The organism is Halobaculum sp. P14, from assembly GCF_051195155.1.
Taxonomy (GTDB): domain Archaea; phylum Halobacteriota; class Halobacteria; order Halobacteriales; family Haloferacaceae; genus JBNTKA01.
Map to the genome: position 1 here is coordinate 231718 of NZ_JBNTKB010000006.1, position 18227 is coordinate 249944.

The window sequence follows — 18227 nt, forward strand, 5'->3', positions numbered from 1 at the left end:
TAGGGTCGAGAATGCCAGATTGTCCCCGTACCGGCTCTGACTGAGTCCGTTCAAACTGCCGAATTCGGAGAATTCAGCGAATAAGTACAGTCACACCTACACGGAAAATATTGCTGGCAGTGGTAACCGAACACGAATAGAAGTATTAGGATAGTCTCCACGATTACTGTTTGAAGGCAAATATTTTTCAACATCTGTCTTTGTAGGGTACAGACACCGAGAAGAGGATATACATGCCAGAAATGGAAACAGCAGCATTCGAAACAGATCTTAGTTTATTCAAATACGACAATCTTGAACAGTTACCTTCCGAGTACAGAACACTGGAAGAGACCGAGCGAACGGACCGCATCGAAGCGGCGCTCGATGAACTTGGCGACGACGTGGTGATTCTCGGTCACAACTATCAACGCCGCGAAATCGTCGAACATGCCGACTTCGTGGGTGACTCCTACCAGTTGAGCAAGCAAGCCGCGAATGCCGACGCGAAATACGTAATCTTCGGAGGGGTGACATTCATGGCCGAGTCAGCGGATATCATCACGAGTGAGGCCCAGACTGTGATTCTTCCTTCGATGGAAGCGTCATGTCCGATGGCAGGCATGGCGGAAGCGCTTCAGGTCGACGCTGCGTGGGCAGAGATAACCGCCGCGACGAACGAAGAGATCATCCCAATCACGTACATGAACTCCTATGCGGACTTGAAGGCATTCTGCGCCGAACAGGGCGGATTAGTTTGTACGTCCTCGAACGCGCACAAGGCCTTCGAATACGCCTTCCAGAAAGGCGACAAAGTGCTGTTCCTCCCCGATAAGCACCTGGGGGAGAACACGGCTCACCGGTTGGGAATGGAAGATGAGATTGTCGAGTGGGATCCGTGGGATCCCGAGTCAAAAGATGCCCGAAAGGCGGTCGAAAATGACATCATCCTCTGGGAAGGCTACTGCCAGGTCCACGAACGATTCCGCACGGACCACATCGAGAAGATTCGTGACCAGCATCCCGACGCGAATGTCGTCGTCCATCCGGAGTGTCGCCGAGAGGTCGTCGAAGCCGCTGATGTCGTCGGGTCGACCGCGACAATTACCCAGACTATCGAGGAGGCAGACCCCGGCGAGACGTGGGCAATCGGAACCGAGATCCATCTCACGAACCATCTCGATCGCTGGCATCCCGAGGTTGAGGTGCTACCGCTCTGTGGGGAGGCGTGCATGGACTGCAACGCCATGCGCCAGATCGACCCCAACTACCTCGTGTGGGTGCTCGAAGAGTTGACCGAAGGTCGCGAGCGAAACGTTATCGAGGTCGATCCTGAGACGAAAGACCTCGCGCAGGTCGGTCTCGACCGCATGCTCGAAATCTAATCACCATGAGTGAACGAACCACCGAGGTACTCGTTATCGGGAGTGGGATCGCAGGTCTTGCCGCCGCTGTCGGTGCAGCCCGGGAGGGAACAGAAGTAACACTCGCCACAAAGGCCACACGTCCAGAGGGGGCCTCCTCGTGGTGGGCCCAGGGCGGGATCGCAATTGCGCGAGACGACCCTGCGCAGTTTAAGCAAGATATCCTCACGGCGAGTTCGGGAACAGCAGATCCTGAAGCCGTTGAGGTTCTCGTCGAAAACGCCAACGAGGCCGTCCGAGACATCCTTGTCGAGACGCTTGACGTGAAGTTCGATACCAACGGCGATCGGTACGATTTCGGGCGTGAGGCCGCCCATGATGAGGCGCGTATTCTTCACGTCGACGCCTCGACTGGGAAACATATCCACGTCCCCTTCCTCAACTACGCCGCTGACCACGACCACATCGAAGTATTAGAGGACACCGCAGCTCTCGAACTCATACACCACGAAGGGCGGGTTCACGGTGCGATCCTCGAAACCGATGGTGAGTTCGAACCCTACTATGCTGGGGCTACAGTACTCGCGACCGGCGGTATCGGTGATCTTTATCCGCGTACTACAAACCCCAACGGGTCGACAGGCGACGGGATCGCCATGGCCGCACTAGCAGGGGCCGACACAGAAGATATGGAATACGTTCAATTCCATCCGACGGTGTGTGTGGCCGACGACGATCCGTTCCTCGTAAGCGAAGCAGTACGAGGGGAAGGTGCCGTCCTCCGCAACGGAACTGCGGAGCGCTTCATGCCTAACATTCACGACGACGCAGAACTTGCGCCCCGAGACGTGGTCGCTCGTGCTGTGAAACACGAGCGTGATCACACCGGCGAGGTCGTTCTCGACGTCTCGCCGCTGGACTTTGAAGAGGAATTCCCCGACCTCGCTACAAAATGCGAGGAGCGGGATATCGAATGGGACGACGGTATCCCAGTTGCCCCTGCCGAACACTTCCTGTGTGGCGGTATCGCCGTCGACGAATGGGGCCGGACGACGCTTGATCGCCTCTATGCTGTCGGTGAGTGTTCCCGCACTGGTGTGCACGGTGCGAACAGGCTGGCGAGTACCAGCCTGCTCGAGGGGCTCGTCTGGGGACTGCGAGCAGGAGAAGACGCAGCTGGCTCGGATGTCGAAATAATCGAAGCGCCCGAACTCCTCGAACGGGATCCCAATCTCCCTCCAAACTTTGCTCGCGAGAAGTTCATCCGGCTTCGAAGAGTCATGGACGAATACGTCGGCCTGGAGCGTGATCCCCAGGAGTTGAACCGTGCGCTGTCGGTCCTTCGTAGACTGAAAGGAGAGGTCGATGCGTATGTGCGGACGCGGACTTCACGATCACTCTATGAACTCCGTAACGCTTCGATAACGGCACTGATGATTGCGCGGGCCGCGTCCGAGAACGGCAAGTCGGTTGGCACGCACAACCTGATAACTACCGAGTCCCGAATCGAGGGCGACTGAATAAGGACCTATATGATAGCCGATTCACAAATCGAATCTTGGCTGCAGGAGGATCTCGGTCATCACGACGTGACAAACGACGTTCCAGGCACGACGACGGGACGGCTCCTCGCGAAGGAGTCAGGAGTGGTTGCCGGACTCGACGCCGCGTCGGCAGTCTTCGAGTATCTCGGCCTCGATGTGAGGATGCCTGTCGACGTTGGAGACCAAATCGATTCGAGAACAGTCGTCCTTGAAGTGCAGGGGAGAGCCCGCGATGTGTTGCGTGGGGAACGAGTGGCTGTGAATATCGCGGGACACGCTTCGGGGATCGCAACTCGGACTCGAACAGCCGTCGAGTCCGCCAGAGAAGTCGACGATACTGTCCGAATCGCTTGTACGCGCAAGACGACACCAGGTCTTCGGGGAATCGAAAAGCGTGCCGTCGTGGCTGGTGGAGGTGACACTCATCGACTCGACCTCTCACATATGGTCATGGTGAAGGACAATCACGTGGCCGAACTGGGTCTGGAAGACGCGATCCATCGCTTCCGCGAACGAGCATCCTTCAGCACTAAAGTTGAAGTTGAAGTCGAGACGCCGGAAGATGCCTTACGGGCTGCCACCGCAGGGGCTGACGTTATTCTTCTCGACAATATGTCGCCAGCGGAAACGAAGCAGGCAGTGGAATCGCTCACCGGACTTGACACGGAGGTGCTCACAGAAGCTTCTGGCGGCATCACCATCGAGACACTTCCTGAGTACGCTGGAACAGGCGTCGATATAATATCACTAGGTAGTTTGACACACTCTGCTCCCGCACTCGATTATTCTTTCCGAACTGTATAGAGTACGAAGAGCCATTTTAACCCGCGATCTATCCGAACCTGTCACGAATTGTCTGCTGAATAGGCGGGAGAGTTTAGCAGGAGATTCGCTAGTTACTACCCCGAAAGAAACTGTGCGTGAACTTTTCTATGACACGCTCACAGAAAGTAGTTTACTCAAATCTCACTCCGCTACGGAGTGCGAATACAAGTCGTCCTTCCCATAGGCTATATTACTAAGTAATACAACCTAGTTATTGATGGCAAAGACTCAGATCCAGCTGGCCAAAGCAGGCGAAATCACGTCCGCTATGAAACGAATTGCCGAGCGCGAAAACTGTGATCCGGACTTTGTTCGACAGCAGGTTGCCGACGGACAAGCCGTCATTCCGAACAATCATGCGCACGAATCGCTTGACCCGATGATTATCGGACGGGAATTTTCTACAAAGGTCAACGCGAACATTGGCAATAGCGACACGACTAGTGGTATCGAAGGCGAACTCCAGAAACTTCACACTGCAGTTCACTATGGTGCCGACACTGTGATGGACCTTTCAACCGGCGAGGATCTTGATGAAATCCGTAGCGCTAATATCGAGCATTCTCCCGTGCCGGTCGGAACTGTCCCGATTTACGAGGCTGTCAAGCGTGTTGACAGTCCCACCGAGATTACCCACGAACTGCTGCTCGACATTATCGAGAAGCAAGCCACGCAGGGCGTCGATTATATGACAATCCATGCAGGCGTGCTGATGGAACATCTTCCACTGACAGACGGCCGAAAGACTGGAATCGTCTCACGAGGGGGGTCCATTCTATCCCAGTGGATCGAAGAAAATGGGATGCAGAACCCGCTGTACACGAAGTTTAAGGAAATCTGCGAAATTTTTGCGGAACACGACGTGACGTTCTCATTGGGCGACGGACTCCGTCCCGGTTGCCTCGCTGATGCGAGCGACGAAGCCCAGTTCGCCGAACTCGACACACTCGGCGAACTGACTCGGACCGCATGGGACCACGGCGTCCAAGTCATGGTTGAAGGCCCCGGACACGTCCCAATAGACGAGATCGCCGATAACGTCGAACGCCAACAAGACGTCTGTGACGGTGCACCATTCTACGTCCTCGGTCCGCTAGTCACCGATGTCGCGCCGGGCTACGATCATATCACAAGCGCGATTGGGGCGACCGAGGCTGCTCGTGCAGGAGCGGCGATGTTGTGTTATGTTACACCAAAGGAACATCTCGGGCTCCCTGACGAAGAGGACGTGAGAGACGGTCTCGCAGCCTATCGGATTGCAGCCCACGCTGCTGACGTCGCGAATGATCTTCCGGGTGCACGTGACTGGGATGATGCACTTTCCGAAGCGCGCTACGAGTTCGATTGGCGCAGGCAATTCGAACTCGCACTGGATCCCGAGCGTGCCCAAGGATACCACGATCAGACATTGCCTGGCGACAACTACAAGGAAGCTCGTTTCTGCTCGATGTGTGGTGTCCAGTTCTGCTCGATGCGAATTGATCAGGACGCACGGGATGCCGACGGTGAGATGTCTTCGATTAATGACGAGACTAACCTTGACACTTCGCCTGCTGCGGATGTGAATCTCCCGCCGGTTGGAACCCATGACACGAGTCGCGTTCCTGATGAAGTAGAAATCAATGGTGTCACATTTACTCCTGTAGAATCACACGCAGACGATTAACCTTCAATAGTTCTGAAATTTATTTTTGGGTTACTCAATACGAGTGATCGCGACTTCGAAACCTGTGCTGACTATGTATCCTGTACTTAGCGATTCTTCTCGGTCTATTTCAACCATTGTAGCGTGACCGACTCAGAGCGTCTATCTATCAGTCTGGACACTAGTGATTTCGAATCGTGCGCCTCCCTCGTCGCTGTCGGTCACGGTGATCTCCCACCCGTGAGCGTCAACGAACTGCTTGACGATATACAGCCCAGGCCCTCACCGTTGGTTGAGTCCTCCAATTCAAACACCTGCTCACCTACGTCTTCAGAGATACCCGGCCCATCGGCTGCCACGTAGAAGCCGTCCTCCAACTCACCAATCGTCATAGGCACGTCCGCAATCCCGTATTCGACCGCATTCCAAATCAAATTCTCCACCACTTGCCGGAGCCGACTCGCATCAGCTTGAATCGTTTGCTCTGTGTCGGTGACCAGCGTCGTATCGGCTGTTGGAATGGTCTGCCAGCACTCACTCACTGTCTTCGACAGATCAATCGCCTCGACCTCGCTCCGCCTCACCCTCCATCCTTATCTGAGCACTGCCGTGAATGGAAACCCAAGAATTATATCTTCGTCAACTGGCTTAGCTAGCGTGGTTTACGAGACAGGAAATCGCACCGTCGACGACGCTGTCGCCCGCGTACTCGACGGCGAGACACTCGACCGCCGGGATGGACTCGCACTGATTGCCCAGCCGGTCGAGCCCCTCGCCGAGGGAGCGGACGTAGTCCGCTCCCAGCTTGGCGACGACACTGTCGACGCGTGTTCCATCGTGAACGCGAAGGCGGGCAACTGCGCAGAGGACTGTGGGTTCTGTGCGCAGTCAGTCCACTTCGACACTGGTATCGACACCTACGGCTTTCTCGATCCCGAAGAAATCCTCAAGGCGGCCAAGCAGGCCGAACGCGACGGCGCCCAGCGCTTTGGCGTCGTCGTCGCCGAGAAAGGCGTCTCCAAGGAAAAACGCCCCGACGAGTGGGACGACGTCATCCGCGCAATCCGCTTAGTACGAGACGAAACCGACGTCGAAGTCGACGCCTCCCTCGGGATCCTCACCGAAGAAGAGGCCGCGATTCTCGCGGACGAAGGGCTCAATCACTACAACCACAACATCGAAACCTCGCCGCGTTTCTTCCCCGAAATCGTCGGGACCCATGACTTCGAAGACCGCGTGAAGACGCTCGAAGTCGCCAAGGAAGCCGGTATGGACCTCTGTGCCGGCGTTATCCTGGGCATGGGCGAATCGCCTACCGACCGCGTGGACGCGGCCATCGCGCTTCAGGACATCGGGGTCTCCTCGCTCCCCGTCAACATCCTCAATCCGGTCGCCGGGACGATGTTCGACGACCGAGAGGAAGCACTCATCTCGACGGCGGAGACCATCAAGACCATCGCGGTCTACCGACTGCTCCACCCGCACGCGCGAGTGCGGCTCACCGGCGGTCGCGAGGTCAACTTCGCTGAGGACGAGCAACACCTTCCCTTCGAGGCCGGCGCGGATGGCATCCTCACCGGGAACTACCTCACAACCGAGGGCCAGTCACCCGGCGACGACATCGAGATGATGGAGCAGGCCGGCATGGAGCCCAATACCGAGGTCAACGATTTCGACCCGGAAGAAGTGAAATCCCGTGATGGCGACTCGGCCGACCCCGCGGATACGGCGGTCGGGACAGCCACGAGCAAGGCGGAACTGTCTGATGACTAACACAGAGATACAGCAACAGCTATGAACGACATCAACTTCGCCGTTCTCGGCACTGGTGGTATCGGCCGTCGCGCACTCGAAGTCTCCGCGGACAAAGACGAACTCACCCCTATCGCAGCCTGCGACCGCCATGGGGTTGCCGTCAACCACGACGGCCTTGATGTGGACGAACTGCTGGCCGCAACGGAGGGAAACATCGCTTCCGACGGCGGGACTACCGTTGAATCCGGCGGTGACGGCATCAAGGAACACGGCGACGACAAGGGCGTCGTCGCCTCCGCACACGCCGAGCCGACGGAGACGCCCATCGAGGACATCATCGCCGAACACGAGGCCATCGACGCGGTACTCATCGCGCTGCCGAACCTCGAACACGACTTCATTCCGACTGTCGCCGAGCGCTTCGCGAACGCAGGCTACGAGGGCGTCCTCGTCGACGTGCTCAAACGTTCACGTGTCATCGGCATGCTCGACGACCGCGAGGAACAACTGGAAGAATCAGGCATCACATTTGTCTGCGGTGCGGGCGCGACACCCGGCCTCCTCACGGGAGCGGCGGCACTCGCCGCCCAGTCGTTCATCGAGATCGAGGAGGTCGAAATCTGGTGGGGCGTCGGCCTCAAGTCCGGCTACGAGGACAACCGCGGCACCGTCCGCGAGGACATCGCCCACCTCCCCGACTACGACATCGAATCGGCACGCGCCCTTTCGGACGAGGAGATCGAGGAAATCGTCGACGCTCACGACGGCGTCATCGAGTTCAACGACATGGAGCACGCCGACGACGTGCTTCTCGAACGGGCGGGCATCTGCGACGCTGAGGACGTGACCATCGGCGGCGTCCTTGACCTTCGCAACGACGAGAAGCCCACAACGACGACCGTCAAAGTCACCGGTCGCACGTTCGATGGCGAGATCGGTACCAACACGTTCGAACTCGACGACGACACGAGCATGGAAGCCAACGTGAACGGCCCTGCACTTGGCTACCTGAAGGCTGCCGTCCGCCGCAACTGGACCGGCGATTACGGCGTCTACGGGCCTGCCGAGCTCATGCCCGGGTTCTGAACAGTGCAGCAGCAGATGGATCGAGGGTTCGACCTCGAAGCACGCCTCCAGTCCCGGGAAGAGCGTGGGCTCCGTCGCGACCTCGCTCCTGTCGACCGTGTCGAGCCGAGGGCTCGCCGGGTGCCCGACCCCGGTGCCGACGTACCGGCCTTCGACGCCGATGCCGAGGAAATGCTGGTGTTCGCAGCCAACGACTACCTCGGGCTCGCGGGAGACGCCAGACTGGCCGAGGCAGCCGCCCGGACAGCCCATGAAGTCGGCACTGGCGCGGGCGCCAGCCGGCTCGTCGTGGGCGATACATCCGCTCACCGCAAGCTCGAACACGCACTCGTCAAATCGAAAGAAACCGAGCGTGCGCTGGCGTTCTCCTCGGGGTACGCCGCCAACATTGGGACGATTACGGCGCTCGCCCCCGACGCGATCTTCTCCGACGAACTCAACCATGCCTCCATCATCGACGGCTGCCGGCTCTCCGGCGCCGATGTCGAGGTGTACGACCACTGTGACGCCAGCGACCTCCAGGCGACCATGGATCGCCGTGCCCGCGAAGCAGATGGGGAGGAATCCTGGCTGGTCGTGACAGATTCGGTATTCAGCATGGATGGCGACATCGCTCCACTCAGAATGATATGTTCGGCCGCCGAGCGCCACGACGCGTGGGTAATGGTCGACGAAGCCCACGCGACGGGCGTGTACGACGGCGGCATGGTCGGTCAGCTGGGACTCGAAGACCGGATTCATGTCCAGTTGGGGACCCTCTCGAAGGCGCTCGGTGCCCAGGGCGGGTTCGTCGCCGGGAATGAGATGCTCATCGAGTACCTGGCGAATGCGGCCCGTTCGTTCGTCTTCTCGACCGGGCTCTCCCCGCCTGCGGCGGGTGCCGCACAGGAGGCGCTACGTATCGCACGGGAGACGGACCGCCCCCAGACGCTCCAGGATCACGCCGATTACCTCCGGTCGGGGTTTGAGGACCTCGGCTTCGAGGTGCTCGGTGAGACCCACATCCTGCCCGTGCTGGTCGGAGACCGGGAGGATGCGGTCGCGCTCGATGAAGCGCTCCGCGACCGCGGGGTGCTCGCCCCTGCCATCCGCCCGCCGACCGTTCCGGTGGGGATGTCACGGCTGCGCGTCGCTCCCACAGCCGCACACACGCGCGAGCAACTCGACCGCTGTCTCGACGCGTTCGAGGCCGCCGGCGAGGAGGTGGGGCTGCGATGAGTCTCTTCGTGCTTGGCACCGGGACAGGTGTCGGCAAGACTGTCATCACTGCCGGCCTCGTGGGCTGGCTCCGCGACCGCGGCCGCGATGCAGTCGGTATCAAGCCCGCACAGACTGGCTTTCCACCGGACGACGACGCTGGCTTCGTCGCCGAAGCCGCGGGAAGCGAGGACGCCAGTGTCTGCCTGCGCTATCTCGAACCCGCGCTTGCCCCGGCAGTTGCCGCAGACATAGAAGATGCCGCCCTCTCTTACGACGAGATCCTACAGGGTTGTCGGAGCGAACTAGAGGCTGCCGACCTGGGTGTCGTCGAAGGGGTTGGTGGTCTCCGGGTGCCGCTCGCTGAGGGGAAGGAGGTCGTCGACCTAGCCGCCGATCTCGGATTACCGACGCTCGTAGTCGCACGCTCGGGACTCGGCACGCTCAATCACAGCGCGCTGACCGTCAAGGCTCTCGAACGACGCGGTCTTGACGTGTGCGGTGTCGTCCTCAACGATTACGCTGGCGAAACGCTCGCCGAGCGGACGAACCCCGACGTACTCGAATCGATGGTCGATCTGCCTGTGTACACAGTGCCGGGACTCGACCTGGACACGCCGGGCAAAGCGGTGACAGCGGTAAAGGAAAACCTTCCGCCGAGCGTATTACCTGAATAGCGCCTACGACGGACGCAGATGAATTGACAGATTCCGGGATTGATTCGCCTCAAAGCCGTATGCATTGAGAAGAACAGTCTCAACTTCTGACCAATCGTCTTTGATATCGCGACATACGGTTTACTACGTCTGAGTAGACCCGGCGCTCCGACGGACGAAGGACGGCCTCATTCGGCGGAAAACGCGGTTCGGCGCGCTACTCCCCGGACTTCCGGCCGTGCGGGTCCGTCGCGTCCGGATTGTCGACGGCGGGGTCGTGGCGGTCGTACCACGCGAACAGTTCGTCGAGGCGGTGAATCGCGCGGTCCGGCGTCCCGATGTTGTGGTGTTCTCCCTCGTACAGGACGAGTCGGGCGTCGACGCCCTGCTTTTTCGCGGCGACGTACAGCTGCTCTGACTGGCCGGGCGGGCAGCGCCAGTCTTCGGTGCCGGCGGTGACCAACAGCGGCGTCTCGATGGCGCCGGCGTCCGTGATGGCCGACGAGGCGTCGATGGCGTCGGGGTTCTCCCACGGCAGGCCGTACTCGTTCTCCATCCAGATGTGCGAGTCGTCGGTGCCGTACGCCGATCGGAGGTCGTAGATTCCGTGTTCGGGGGCGGCGGCGGTGAACAGGTCCGGTTCCTGCGTGACGAGGAACCCCTGGGCGATGCCGCCGTAGCTGAAGCCGTAGCCGAACACGCGGTCGTCGTCGACCCAGCCGCGGTCGGTCAGCGACTCGACGCCGTTCGTGATGTCTGTGACCTCGTGGGTGCCCCACTTGCCGCGGAGCGCCTCCGCGAAGTCGCGGCCGTAGCTGGAGCCGCCGCGGTAGTTCGGCCGCAGGACGACGTAGCCGCGGGACGTGAGCGCCGCGTGGTCGAAGCTGAACACCGGTTCGTCGTAGCTGAGCGGGCCGCCGTGGATGGCGACGACGAGCGGGTGGTCGCCGGCTTCGAGGTCGACGTCGGGGTCGTGGTAGACGACGCCGGAGATGTCGTGGCCGTCGCTCTCCCACTCGACGCGCCGCACCGCCGGCATCGAGTACTGGTCGATGAGGTCGTCGTTGACGGCGGAGAGCCGGGTCAGCGACGACGGCTCGTCGCCCGCATCGCTCGCGGCGGCCGCGTCGCCCGTACCGGTCGCGCCGCCGTCCGCGACGTCGACGTGGTCGGCGTCGACGGCGTACACGTCGCGGCCGTCCGACGGGTGGCTGAACACGAACGCGCAGCGGTCGTCGTGGTAGTCGAAGGCGGCCATCGCGCGGTCGTCGCCCTGCGCCTCGAAGACGCGGGTGACGCCGCCGTCGGCGTCGACGCGGCAGAGCCGGGTGCGGGCCTCGTCGGCGAACAGCGCGTACAGCGTCTCCTCGTCGGCCCACTGCGGGGCGGCGCCGCGGGCGAGCGTCCGGTCGAACGCGGCGGTCACGGAGCCGTAGTCGCCGCCGTCGTAGACGTACACCTGCGTCGGGACGCACCAGTTCTCGGGGTCGCCGGCGGCGAACGCGAGCCGGTCGCCGGAGGGCGACCACGCCGGGCTGTTCGCGGAGCGGTCCGAGTCGGTGAGCTGCCGCAGCCCGGTGCCGTCGGGGGCGATGGTGAACACGTCGCGGACGAGCGTGTCGTCCGGGTCGTCCGCGCGGCACGACGTGAACGCGATGCGGCCCGAGTCGCCCCACGCCGGCTCCATCCCGGAGAGGTCCTGGTAGGCGCCGCCGCCGTAGGCGTCGTCGAGCCGGTCCGCGTCGCCGGTGTCGACGTCGACGACGTGGAGGTACGTCGTCACCGAGTCGGTGTAGCCGACGCCATCGAGCTTGTGCTGGAGCCGCTCCGTTTCGACGGGCTCGCCGTCGGTTCTGCCGTCGAGGTACCGGCGTTCGGCGTCGGTCGGGTCGCGCGCCGCGACCACGAGCCGGTCGCCGTCGGGGCTCCAGTCGAACTCCGCGGCGCCCTCCTCGAAGTCGGTGACCTGGCGGGCGTCGCCGCCGAGCGCGAGGTCGAACAGCCACACCTGCGGCGTCGGCTCCTCGTCGCCCGCGGCACCGTCGCTCGATTCGTCGGCTTCGTCGGTTTCGTCGGCGGATTCGCCGTTCTCGTCGGCGTCGTCGCGGCCGACGCGGCGGTCCACGTCCTTCTCGCGGGCGGCGATGAAGGCGAGTCGGTCGCCGTCGGGACCCCAGGTCGGGGCGGAGGCGCCGTCGACGCGGGTGAGTCGGTGCGGGTCGCGGGCGCCGTCGGTCGGAGCGACGAACAGCGACGCGACTCGGTCGTCCTCGTCGGCGTCGAACTCGTGGGCCGTGAAGGCGACCCGGTCGCCGGCGGGGTCGACGGCGACCGACTGAATCTGCGTGAGGTCGGCGAACGCCTCGGTCGGAAGTGCTGTCACGGCCCTGCGTGCCGCTGCCGCCGGGAAGTAGCTTCTCCATCCGGCCGTCCCGGCCGGCTCTCAGCGGCCGGACGACGCCGAACACGGAGAAACTGGCCGGCGAATCGTCAGCGCCGCGCCGGCGACGTCGCGGCGTCCGGTGCGGCTGCCGACCGATCGGCGGGCGACGACAAGCCGGTGCCGCTACGGCAGGTCGACGCGGCTACGGGAGGTGGATTCGGTTACGGCAGGTCGATGCCGCGCCGGTACAGCAGGACGGCGGCGAGCGTCGGAACGGCGAGGACGGCGAGGTACGGCAGCGCGTACGCGGCGAGCACGACGGCGGCGCGGCCGGCGACGACGACGCCGTGAATGGACTCGACGAACGCCTGCGTCACCGGCGTGTCGTACCAGTTCGTCGTGTCGCGCGGCTCGGGCTCCGGCCGCGGCTCGCGGAGTTCGACCGTGATAGTGGCGTACGCGACGCGGTTCTGGAGGCTTTCCAGCCGCGCCTCGATGCGCTCGATTTCGGTCTGCACCTCGGACAGTTCGCGCTGGACCGCGAGGACGTCCTCGGTGTCGTTCGCCTGCTCGTACAGTTCGCGGAGCTTCTTCCGCTCCGCCTTCAGGCTCTTCAGTCGGGCGCGGAGGTCGACGACCTGCCCCGTGACGTCTTTCGTCTGCTGGGCGGACGACAGCACCGTGCCTTCGGCCTCGATTCGGGCGAGCGCGCCGGAGTAGTTCCCGGCGGGGACGCGCAGCGTCAGCGTCCCGGTCGTCCAGGTGTCGTTGCCGGAGCCGTGGACCTCCTGGGTCGCGCTGCCGACGTAGCCGCCGTTCCGCCGGACGAGCCGCGTGAGGTTCCGCCGCGACTCCTCGAAGTCGTCGACGCGGACCGTCAGCTGGGCGGTCCTGATGAGCTTCCGCGTGTCCACCTGCGCGTTCACGCCGCCCGAGCCGCCCCCGGAGTCGCCGGCCGCGGGCGTCGGCGTCGCCTCCGCCACCTCGGTCGCGGCCGGGGTGCCTCCGGCGAGCTGCGTGTCCGCGTCGCCGGCCGACCCGCCGGCTGACCCGCCGCCCGCCGAACAGCCCGCGAGCGCCACGAGGACGACGAGCGCGACCGCAGCCAGCCCGTGTTCGTGCGTCTCCATACCACACCCTCAGCCGGCCGCCCCTGTAACCGTTCGCGAAGGTCAAAGGGCCGTTTGAGCCTCGGGCGCCGCCGAAACGACGTCGACGCCGAGTCGCTCCGTCTCGCCGCGCAGTCTGCCGGTTCGTCTCAAAAGTAGGTGCCAGCCAGATTCCCGGCGCAGTGCAGGCAGAGCGAGGCCCGGTTCGTCGAAACACGAACCCGCGTCGGCCGTCGGGAGGGGTCGTCGCGCGGGCGGTCAGTTCCGGGCGTCTTCGATGACGGCGCGGAACTCCTCGGCGCGCGCGGTGAGTTCGTCGAAGTCGCCGCGGTCGACGGCGTCGCGGTCGACGAGCGCGGAGCCGGCGCCGACGCACTCGGCGCCCGCCTCGATGTAGTCGCCGGCGTTCTCCGGGGAGACGCCGCCGGTCGGCATGATGGGAATCTGCGACAGCGGGCCCTTGATGGCGGCGACGTGGTCGGGGCCGACGGTCTTCGCCGGGAACACCTTCACCAGTTCGGCGCCGGCCTCGAAGGCGTCGACGGCCTCCGTCGGCGTCATGACGCCCGGGGCGACCGTGACGCCGTAGCGGTTGCAGGCGTCGACGACGCCCTCGTCGAACGACGGCGCGACGACGAACTCGGCGCCGGCGGCGATGGCCGACTGCGCCGTCGGCTCGTCGAGCACGGTTCCGGCGCCGACGAGCGCCTCGTCGCCGAGTTCCTCGCTCAGCGTCCGAATCATCTCGGTCGACCCGGCGGTGTCGGCGGTCACTTCCAGCGCGGTGACGCCGCCGGCGACGAGCGCCTCCGCGGTGTCGACGACCGTCTCCGGTTCCGCGCCGCGAAGCACCGCCACGACGCCGCTCTCCCGTAGTTCCTCCAGCGTACTCATGGCCGAGTGAAGATTCTCGGCTCGCTTAAAGCCGGGTGGTCGCGGCCGCACGCACGGCGTACCGCCTCCATCAGCGCTCCGACTCCTTCCGCCTCCATCAGCGCTCCGACTCCTTCCGCCGGTACCCTCCCCGGTTATTCTCCGAATCGTCTCTCAGTCGTGCAGTTCCACGCTGATTCTGGTTTTCGAGAAACCACTGTACAGTACGCCGAATCGGAGCGTCAGTCGGTCCGGGGGATGGCGTACGCGCCGGCGGCGAAGAACAGCGCGGCGAGCGCGGCGAGCGGGACGCCGTAGTCGGCGACGATGCCGAGCGCCGACGGGTCGGCGGCGGCGACGCCGGCCGGGTAGACGACGGCGCGGACGCCGCGGGCGAAGTAGGTGAGCGGCGAGAGGTTCATCGCCGGCAGGAACCACGACGGCAGCAGTTCGGGGCCGACGAAGGTGTCCGAGAGGAACAGCAGCGGGAGCGCGATGGTGTTCGAGGCGGCGATGACGCCGTCCTGTGAGTCCGCGAGGCTGCCGAGGACGGCGCCGAAGCCGCAGAACAGCACGACGTCGACGACGACGAACGGGACGAGCAGCAGCAGCGTCGGCGTCAGCGGCAGCGTCGCGCCGGTGAGCAGCAGCGTCAGCGCGAGGATGAGCGCGGCGGCGACGCCGATGACGCCGACGTTGACGGCGGTGTGCGCCAGCAGCCAGTCCGCCCGGGTGAGCGGCGTCGTCGCCAGCTTCTCGAACCGGTTGCCGTCGCGGTGCCGGGCGATTTCGCTGCCGACGCGGGACAGCGGCGTGAACAGCACGACGGTCCCGAGGTAGCCCGGGACGTAGTACGCCGCGGGCTGGGCGAACAGGCCGCCGCCGCCCGGCCGCGTCCGGACGAGCGCGCCGAAGATGACGACCAGGATGACCGGGAAGAAGAACGTGAAGAACATCGCCGTCTTCCGCCGGAGGAACGACCGCGCTGACGCCGTCGCCTCCGCCCGAACCCGGTCGATTCGGCTCACTCGTCCACCTCCGCGGCGCCGGCGGCCGCCTCGTGGGGCGTCCCGTCGCGGCCGCCCTCGACGACCGTCGCGCCGGGCGTGTAGGTGCCCTCGAACTCCTCGCCGGTGAGCCGGAGGTAGACGTCCTCCAGCGACGGCTCGGTCCACGTCAGCGAGTCGTAGTCGACGCCGGCGTCCGACAGCGCGTTCGCGGCGTCGCCGACGTGGGTCGGGTCGAGCCCCTCCACGACGAGTTCGTCGACGCCGACGTCGACCGTGAACCCGGCGTCGCGCAGCGGGTCAGCGCCGGATTCGACGGCCTCGCCGCCGACGACGAGCCGCGCCGGGCCGCCGTGCTCCGCGACGAGTTCGGCGGGGGTGCCCGAGGCGACGATTCCGCCGTCGCGAAGCAGCGCGACGCGGTCGGCCAGCCGCTCGACCTCGTCCATCGAGTGGCTCGTCAGGAACACCGTGGTGCCGCCGTCGGCGAGGTCGTCGAGCAGCCGCCAGAGGTCGCGGCGGCCCGCCGGGTCGATGCCGGTCGTCGGCTCGTCGAGGAACAGCACGTCCGGGTCGTTCACGAGCGCGAGGCCGACGCAGGCGCGGCGGCGCTGCCCGCCCGAGAGCCGCTCGTACCACGTGTCGGCGTCCGCGGCGAGCCCGACGTCCGCGAGCACGTCGTCGACGGGGCGGCTCCGGTCGTAGAGGCCGCCGTAGTAGTCGAGGAGTTCGCGGGCGGTGAGCCGGTCCGGCGGGGAGAACTCCTGCGGCAGCAGGCCCAGCGCGGCGCGGTCCACCTCGGCCGGCGGGTCGCCGAGCACCGCGACGTCGCCGTCGACCGCGGTGGTCCCGGTGAGCGCGCGGACGAGCGTCGTCTTCCCGGCGCCGTTCGGCCCGATGAGCCCGAACACCTCGCCGCGCTCGACCGCGAGGGACACGCCGTCGAGCGCGACCGTCTCCCCGTACGTCTTCCGGACGTCTGCGGCGTGAACCGCCGCGTCGTCGCTCATGCGGAACCGTCGGGACGGTTCGACCGTAAGCGCGTCGAACCCGGGACACCGCCTCCACGTCCGAAACAAACCCGGGGACTGCGCCGGAGAACGGAGCGAAACGGAACGAGACTGGGAGCGGTAGTCGAAGCGCCGTCGAAGCGAGTCGGAGCGCGTCAGAGCCGGTCAGAGTCAGTCGGCGGCGGCGTCACCGCGTGGGTGCGGCGGCGCGCATCGTCCCGCGGAACGGTCCGTAGCCGGCGGCGGTTCGCTGCGCGCGGTGCGTGGCGGCGCCGCGTCCTGGGCCGCGGTCGGCGGCGTCGCGGTCGCGGACCCACAGCAGCAGCCCGGTGAGGAACCGCGCGGCGACGACGAACAGCAGCAGCGCCCCGACCGCGTTCTCGGCGAAACCGAGCCCCCCTGCCCACTCGGAGACGGTCGGAAGCGCCGGCAGCGACAGCGGCGCCGTCACCGCCATCACGGCGCCGGCGAGCTGACGCGACACGACGTTCGGTCCAATTCCCATATGAATACTTTGTGGTGACGCCAGGGACTAAAAAGTTCGGCGTTCGGCCGATTCCGACGTCTCCGGAGCCGTTCGCGCCGATTCGGCCGAAGACATTTACCGCGCTCCCGTGATTTCCGAGCGATGACGGACGACGACCGGAGACAGCGGGCCGCGGTCCGTGACGGCTACGACGCGATGGCCGACGACTACGTCGCCGAGCGGGAGGACGACCCGACGGACGTCGCCGTCGTCGAGTCGTTCCTCGCGGACGTCGACGCCGGCGCTCGGGTGCTGGACGTCGGCTGCGGGCAGGGGTCGCCGGTGCTCGACCGGATGCCCGCCGGCGCGGACGGCGTCGGGCTGGACTTCTCGGCGGCGCAGTTGGCTCACGCCCGCGGGCGGACGGACGCGGCGCTCCTCCGCGCCGACATGACGTCGCTCCCGCTCGCCAGCGACGCGTTCGACGCGGCGACGGCGCTGCACTCGGTCATCCACGTTCCGACCGCCGAACACCCGGCGGTGTTCGACGGGCTGGCGCGCGTGCTCCGGCCGGGCGGCCGACTGCTGCTGACCGCCGCCGTCGACGACGAGGGCTGGGCCGGCGCGAACGACGACTGGCTCGGCGGCGGCGCCCGAATGGAGTGGTCGTTCCCGGGGCGGACGACGACGGAGTCACAGCTCCGCGACGCGGGGTTCCGCGTCGCCGCCGAGCGCGTCGTCGACGAAGGCGTCAGCGACGCCGACGAAGATGCCGAGTGGCTGTACCTCACCGCGGAGCTGGACGGGTCCCGAGAGTAGCCAGAAGCGGAGCGACGCGGAACGGAGTGGAGAATCAGCGCGGCGGCCACGCAGCACCGACGAGACAGTGACATGTCGCCGCGACGGCCACGCCGAGTCGGCCGCCTGCCCGAACTCCGAGAGCACGGCCGCCTGTCCCTCCCGTGCGCGGTCCAGCATGGCGCACGGAACGCAGTACTCGATTTCTACTGTGGTCGTGAGTCCCGATTCGTGGCTCGACCGCACCGTCTATAAACCACATGCCGCGCTATCAAATCCGGATTCGGCCGGTCGAGGCCGGAATCAGGCGGCACAGCAGCGGCCAGTCACGGCCCGGTCGCGTGGCGGAGCAGCGGCTGCCGCGGTCGCGAACGTCGCGAAAAAGCCCGGATAGCGTCGCCGTCGGCGGCGACGCGCCGGCAGAGGGGTGCCCAGGTCGCGGTCGACGCGGGAGTTACTCGAACAGTTCGACGGCGTGTTCGTAGCGGTCGGCGGGTTCTTCCCAGTCGACGACCTCGAAGAACGCGTCG

The 18227-nt window shown here is 64.7% G+C and carries 16 protein-coding genes; 9 read left to right on the forward strand and 7 right to left on the reverse strand.

Annotated elements, in window-relative coordinates:
* Positions 1 to 233: 233 nt before the first annotated feature.
* The 4 genes from nadA (at position 234) to thiC (ending at position 5378) form a co-directional block, all read left to right on the forward strand.
* Positions 234 to 1364, forward strand: a complete 1131-nt coding sequence (gene nadA / locus ACQUS7_RS12825; protein ID WP_435147493.1) for a quinolinate synthase NadA — start codon at positions 234 to 236, stop codon at positions 1362 to 1364.
* 5 nt (positions 1365 to 1369) lie between these two features.
* Entirely contained in the window at positions 1370 to 2863 is a 1494-nt protein-coding gene (locus ACQUS7_RS12830) for an L-aspartate oxidase (protein WP_435147495.1), read from the forward strand.
* 12 nt (positions 2864 to 2875) lie between these two features.
* Positions 2876 to 3691 carry a carboxylating nicotinate-nucleotide diphosphorylase gene (nadC, locus tag ACQUS7_RS12835; protein WP_435147497.1) on the forward strand — a complete coding sequence of 272 codons (816 nt, stop codon included), beginning with the start codon at positions 2876 to 2878 and terminating at the stop codon, positions 3689 to 3691.
* A gap of 238 nt (positions 3692 to 3929) precedes the next feature.
* On the forward strand, positions 3930 to 5378 hold the full coding sequence (thiC, locus tag ACQUS7_RS12840; RefSeq protein WP_435147499.1) for a phosphomethylpyrimidine synthase ThiC: 1449 nt from the start codon (positions 3930 to 3932) through the stop codon (positions 5376 to 5378).
* A gap of 200 nt (positions 5379 to 5578) precedes the next feature.
* Here thiC and ACQUS7_RS12845 read toward each other — a convergent pair whose 3' ends face one another.
* On the reverse strand, positions 5579 to 5941 hold the full coding sequence (locus ACQUS7_RS12845) for an ATP-binding protein (protein WP_435147501.1): 363 nt from the start codon (positions 5939 to 5941) through the stop codon (positions 5579 to 5581).
* A 73-nt stretch (positions 5942 to 6014) separates the two neighbouring features.
* Between ACQUS7_RS12845 and bioB the strand changes: the two genes are divergently transcribed.
* The 4 genes from bioB to bioD are packed head-to-tail and all read left to right on the forward strand — an operon-like array spanning position 6015 to position 10072.
* Positions 6015 to 7130 carry a biotin synthase BioB gene (gene bioB, locus ACQUS7_RS12850; RefSeq protein WP_435147503.1) on the forward strand — a complete coding sequence of 372 codons (1116 nt, stop codon included), beginning with the start codon at positions 6015 to 6017 and terminating at the stop codon, positions 7128 to 7130.
* A 21-nt stretch (positions 7131 to 7151) separates the two neighbouring features.
* Positions 7152 to 8198, forward strand: coding sequence for a transcriptional regulator (locus ACQUS7_RS12855; RefSeq protein WP_435147505.1), 1047 nt, complete (start codon positions 7152 to 7154; stop codon positions 8196 to 8198).
* A 15-nt stretch (positions 8199 to 8213) separates the two neighbouring features.
* Positions 8214 to 9416, forward strand: a complete 1203-nt coding sequence (locus tag ACQUS7_RS12860) for an aminotransferase class I/II-fold pyridoxal phosphate-dependent enzyme (protein ID WP_435147507.1) — start codon at positions 8214 to 8216, stop codon at positions 9414 to 9416.
* A complete protein-coding gene (bioD, locus tag ACQUS7_RS12865; RefSeq protein ID WP_435147509.1) occupies positions 9413 to 10072 on the forward strand; it encodes a dethiobiotin synthase in 660 nt (219 codons plus the stop codon). The genes ACQUS7_RS12860 and bioD overlap by 4 nt, the downstream gene beginning before the upstream one ends.
* 196 nt (positions 10073 to 10268) lie before the next feature.
* Here the strand turns inward: bioD and ACQUS7_RS12870 are convergent, their stop codons facing one another.
* The 6 genes from ACQUS7_RS12870 to ACQUS7_RS12895 form a co-directional block, all read right to left on the reverse strand.
* Positions 10269 to 12434 (reverse strand): prolyl oligopeptidase family serine peptidase, encoded by a 2166-nt coding sequence (locus ACQUS7_RS12870; RefSeq protein WP_435147511.1) that lies wholly within the window; start codon positions 12432 to 12434, stop codon positions 10269 to 10271.
* Between the two features lie 221 nt (positions 12435 to 12655).
* Positions 12656 to 13564 (reverse strand): DUF4349 domain-containing protein, encoded by a 909-nt coding sequence (locus tag ACQUS7_RS12875; protein WP_435147513.1) that lies wholly within the window; start codon positions 13562 to 13564, stop codon positions 12656 to 12658.
* A 237-nt stretch (positions 13565 to 13801) separates the two neighbouring features.
* Positions 13802 to 14437 (reverse strand): bifunctional 4-hydroxy-2-oxoglutarate aldolase/2-dehydro-3-deoxy-phosphogluconate aldolase, encoded by a 636-nt coding sequence (locus ACQUS7_RS12880; protein WP_435124788.1) that lies wholly within the window; start codon positions 14435 to 14437, stop codon positions 13802 to 13804.
* A 221-nt stretch (positions 14438 to 14658) separates the two neighbouring features.
* The gene (locus tag ACQUS7_RS12885; RefSeq protein ID WP_435147516.1) at positions 14659 to 15444 is read right to left on the reverse strand and encodes an ABC transporter permease; all 786 of its coding nucleotides are present in this window, start codon (positions 15442 to 15444) and stop codon (positions 14659 to 14661) included.
* Positions 15441 to 16433, reverse strand: a complete 993-nt coding sequence (locus ACQUS7_RS12890) for an ABC transporter ATP-binding protein (RefSeq protein WP_435147518.1) — start codon at positions 16431 to 16433, stop codon at positions 15441 to 15443. The genes ACQUS7_RS12885 and ACQUS7_RS12890 overlap by 4 nt, the downstream gene beginning before the upstream one ends.
* Positions 16434 to 16620: 187 nt before the next feature.
* Positions 16621 to 16938: a hypothetical protein gene (locus ACQUS7_RS12895; protein ID WP_435124780.1), complete on the reverse strand. Its 318-nt coding sequence runs from the start codon at positions 16936 to 16938 to the stop codon at positions 16621 to 16623.
* 123 nt (positions 16939 to 17061) lie between these two features.
* On the opposite strand from ACQUS7_RS12895, the gene ACQUS7_RS12900 reads away from it, so the two are divergent.
* Entirely contained in the window at positions 17062 to 17718 is a 657-nt protein-coding gene (locus tag ACQUS7_RS12900) for a class I SAM-dependent methyltransferase (protein WP_435147521.1), read from the forward strand.
* Positions 17719 to 18227 lie beyond the last annotated feature (509 nt).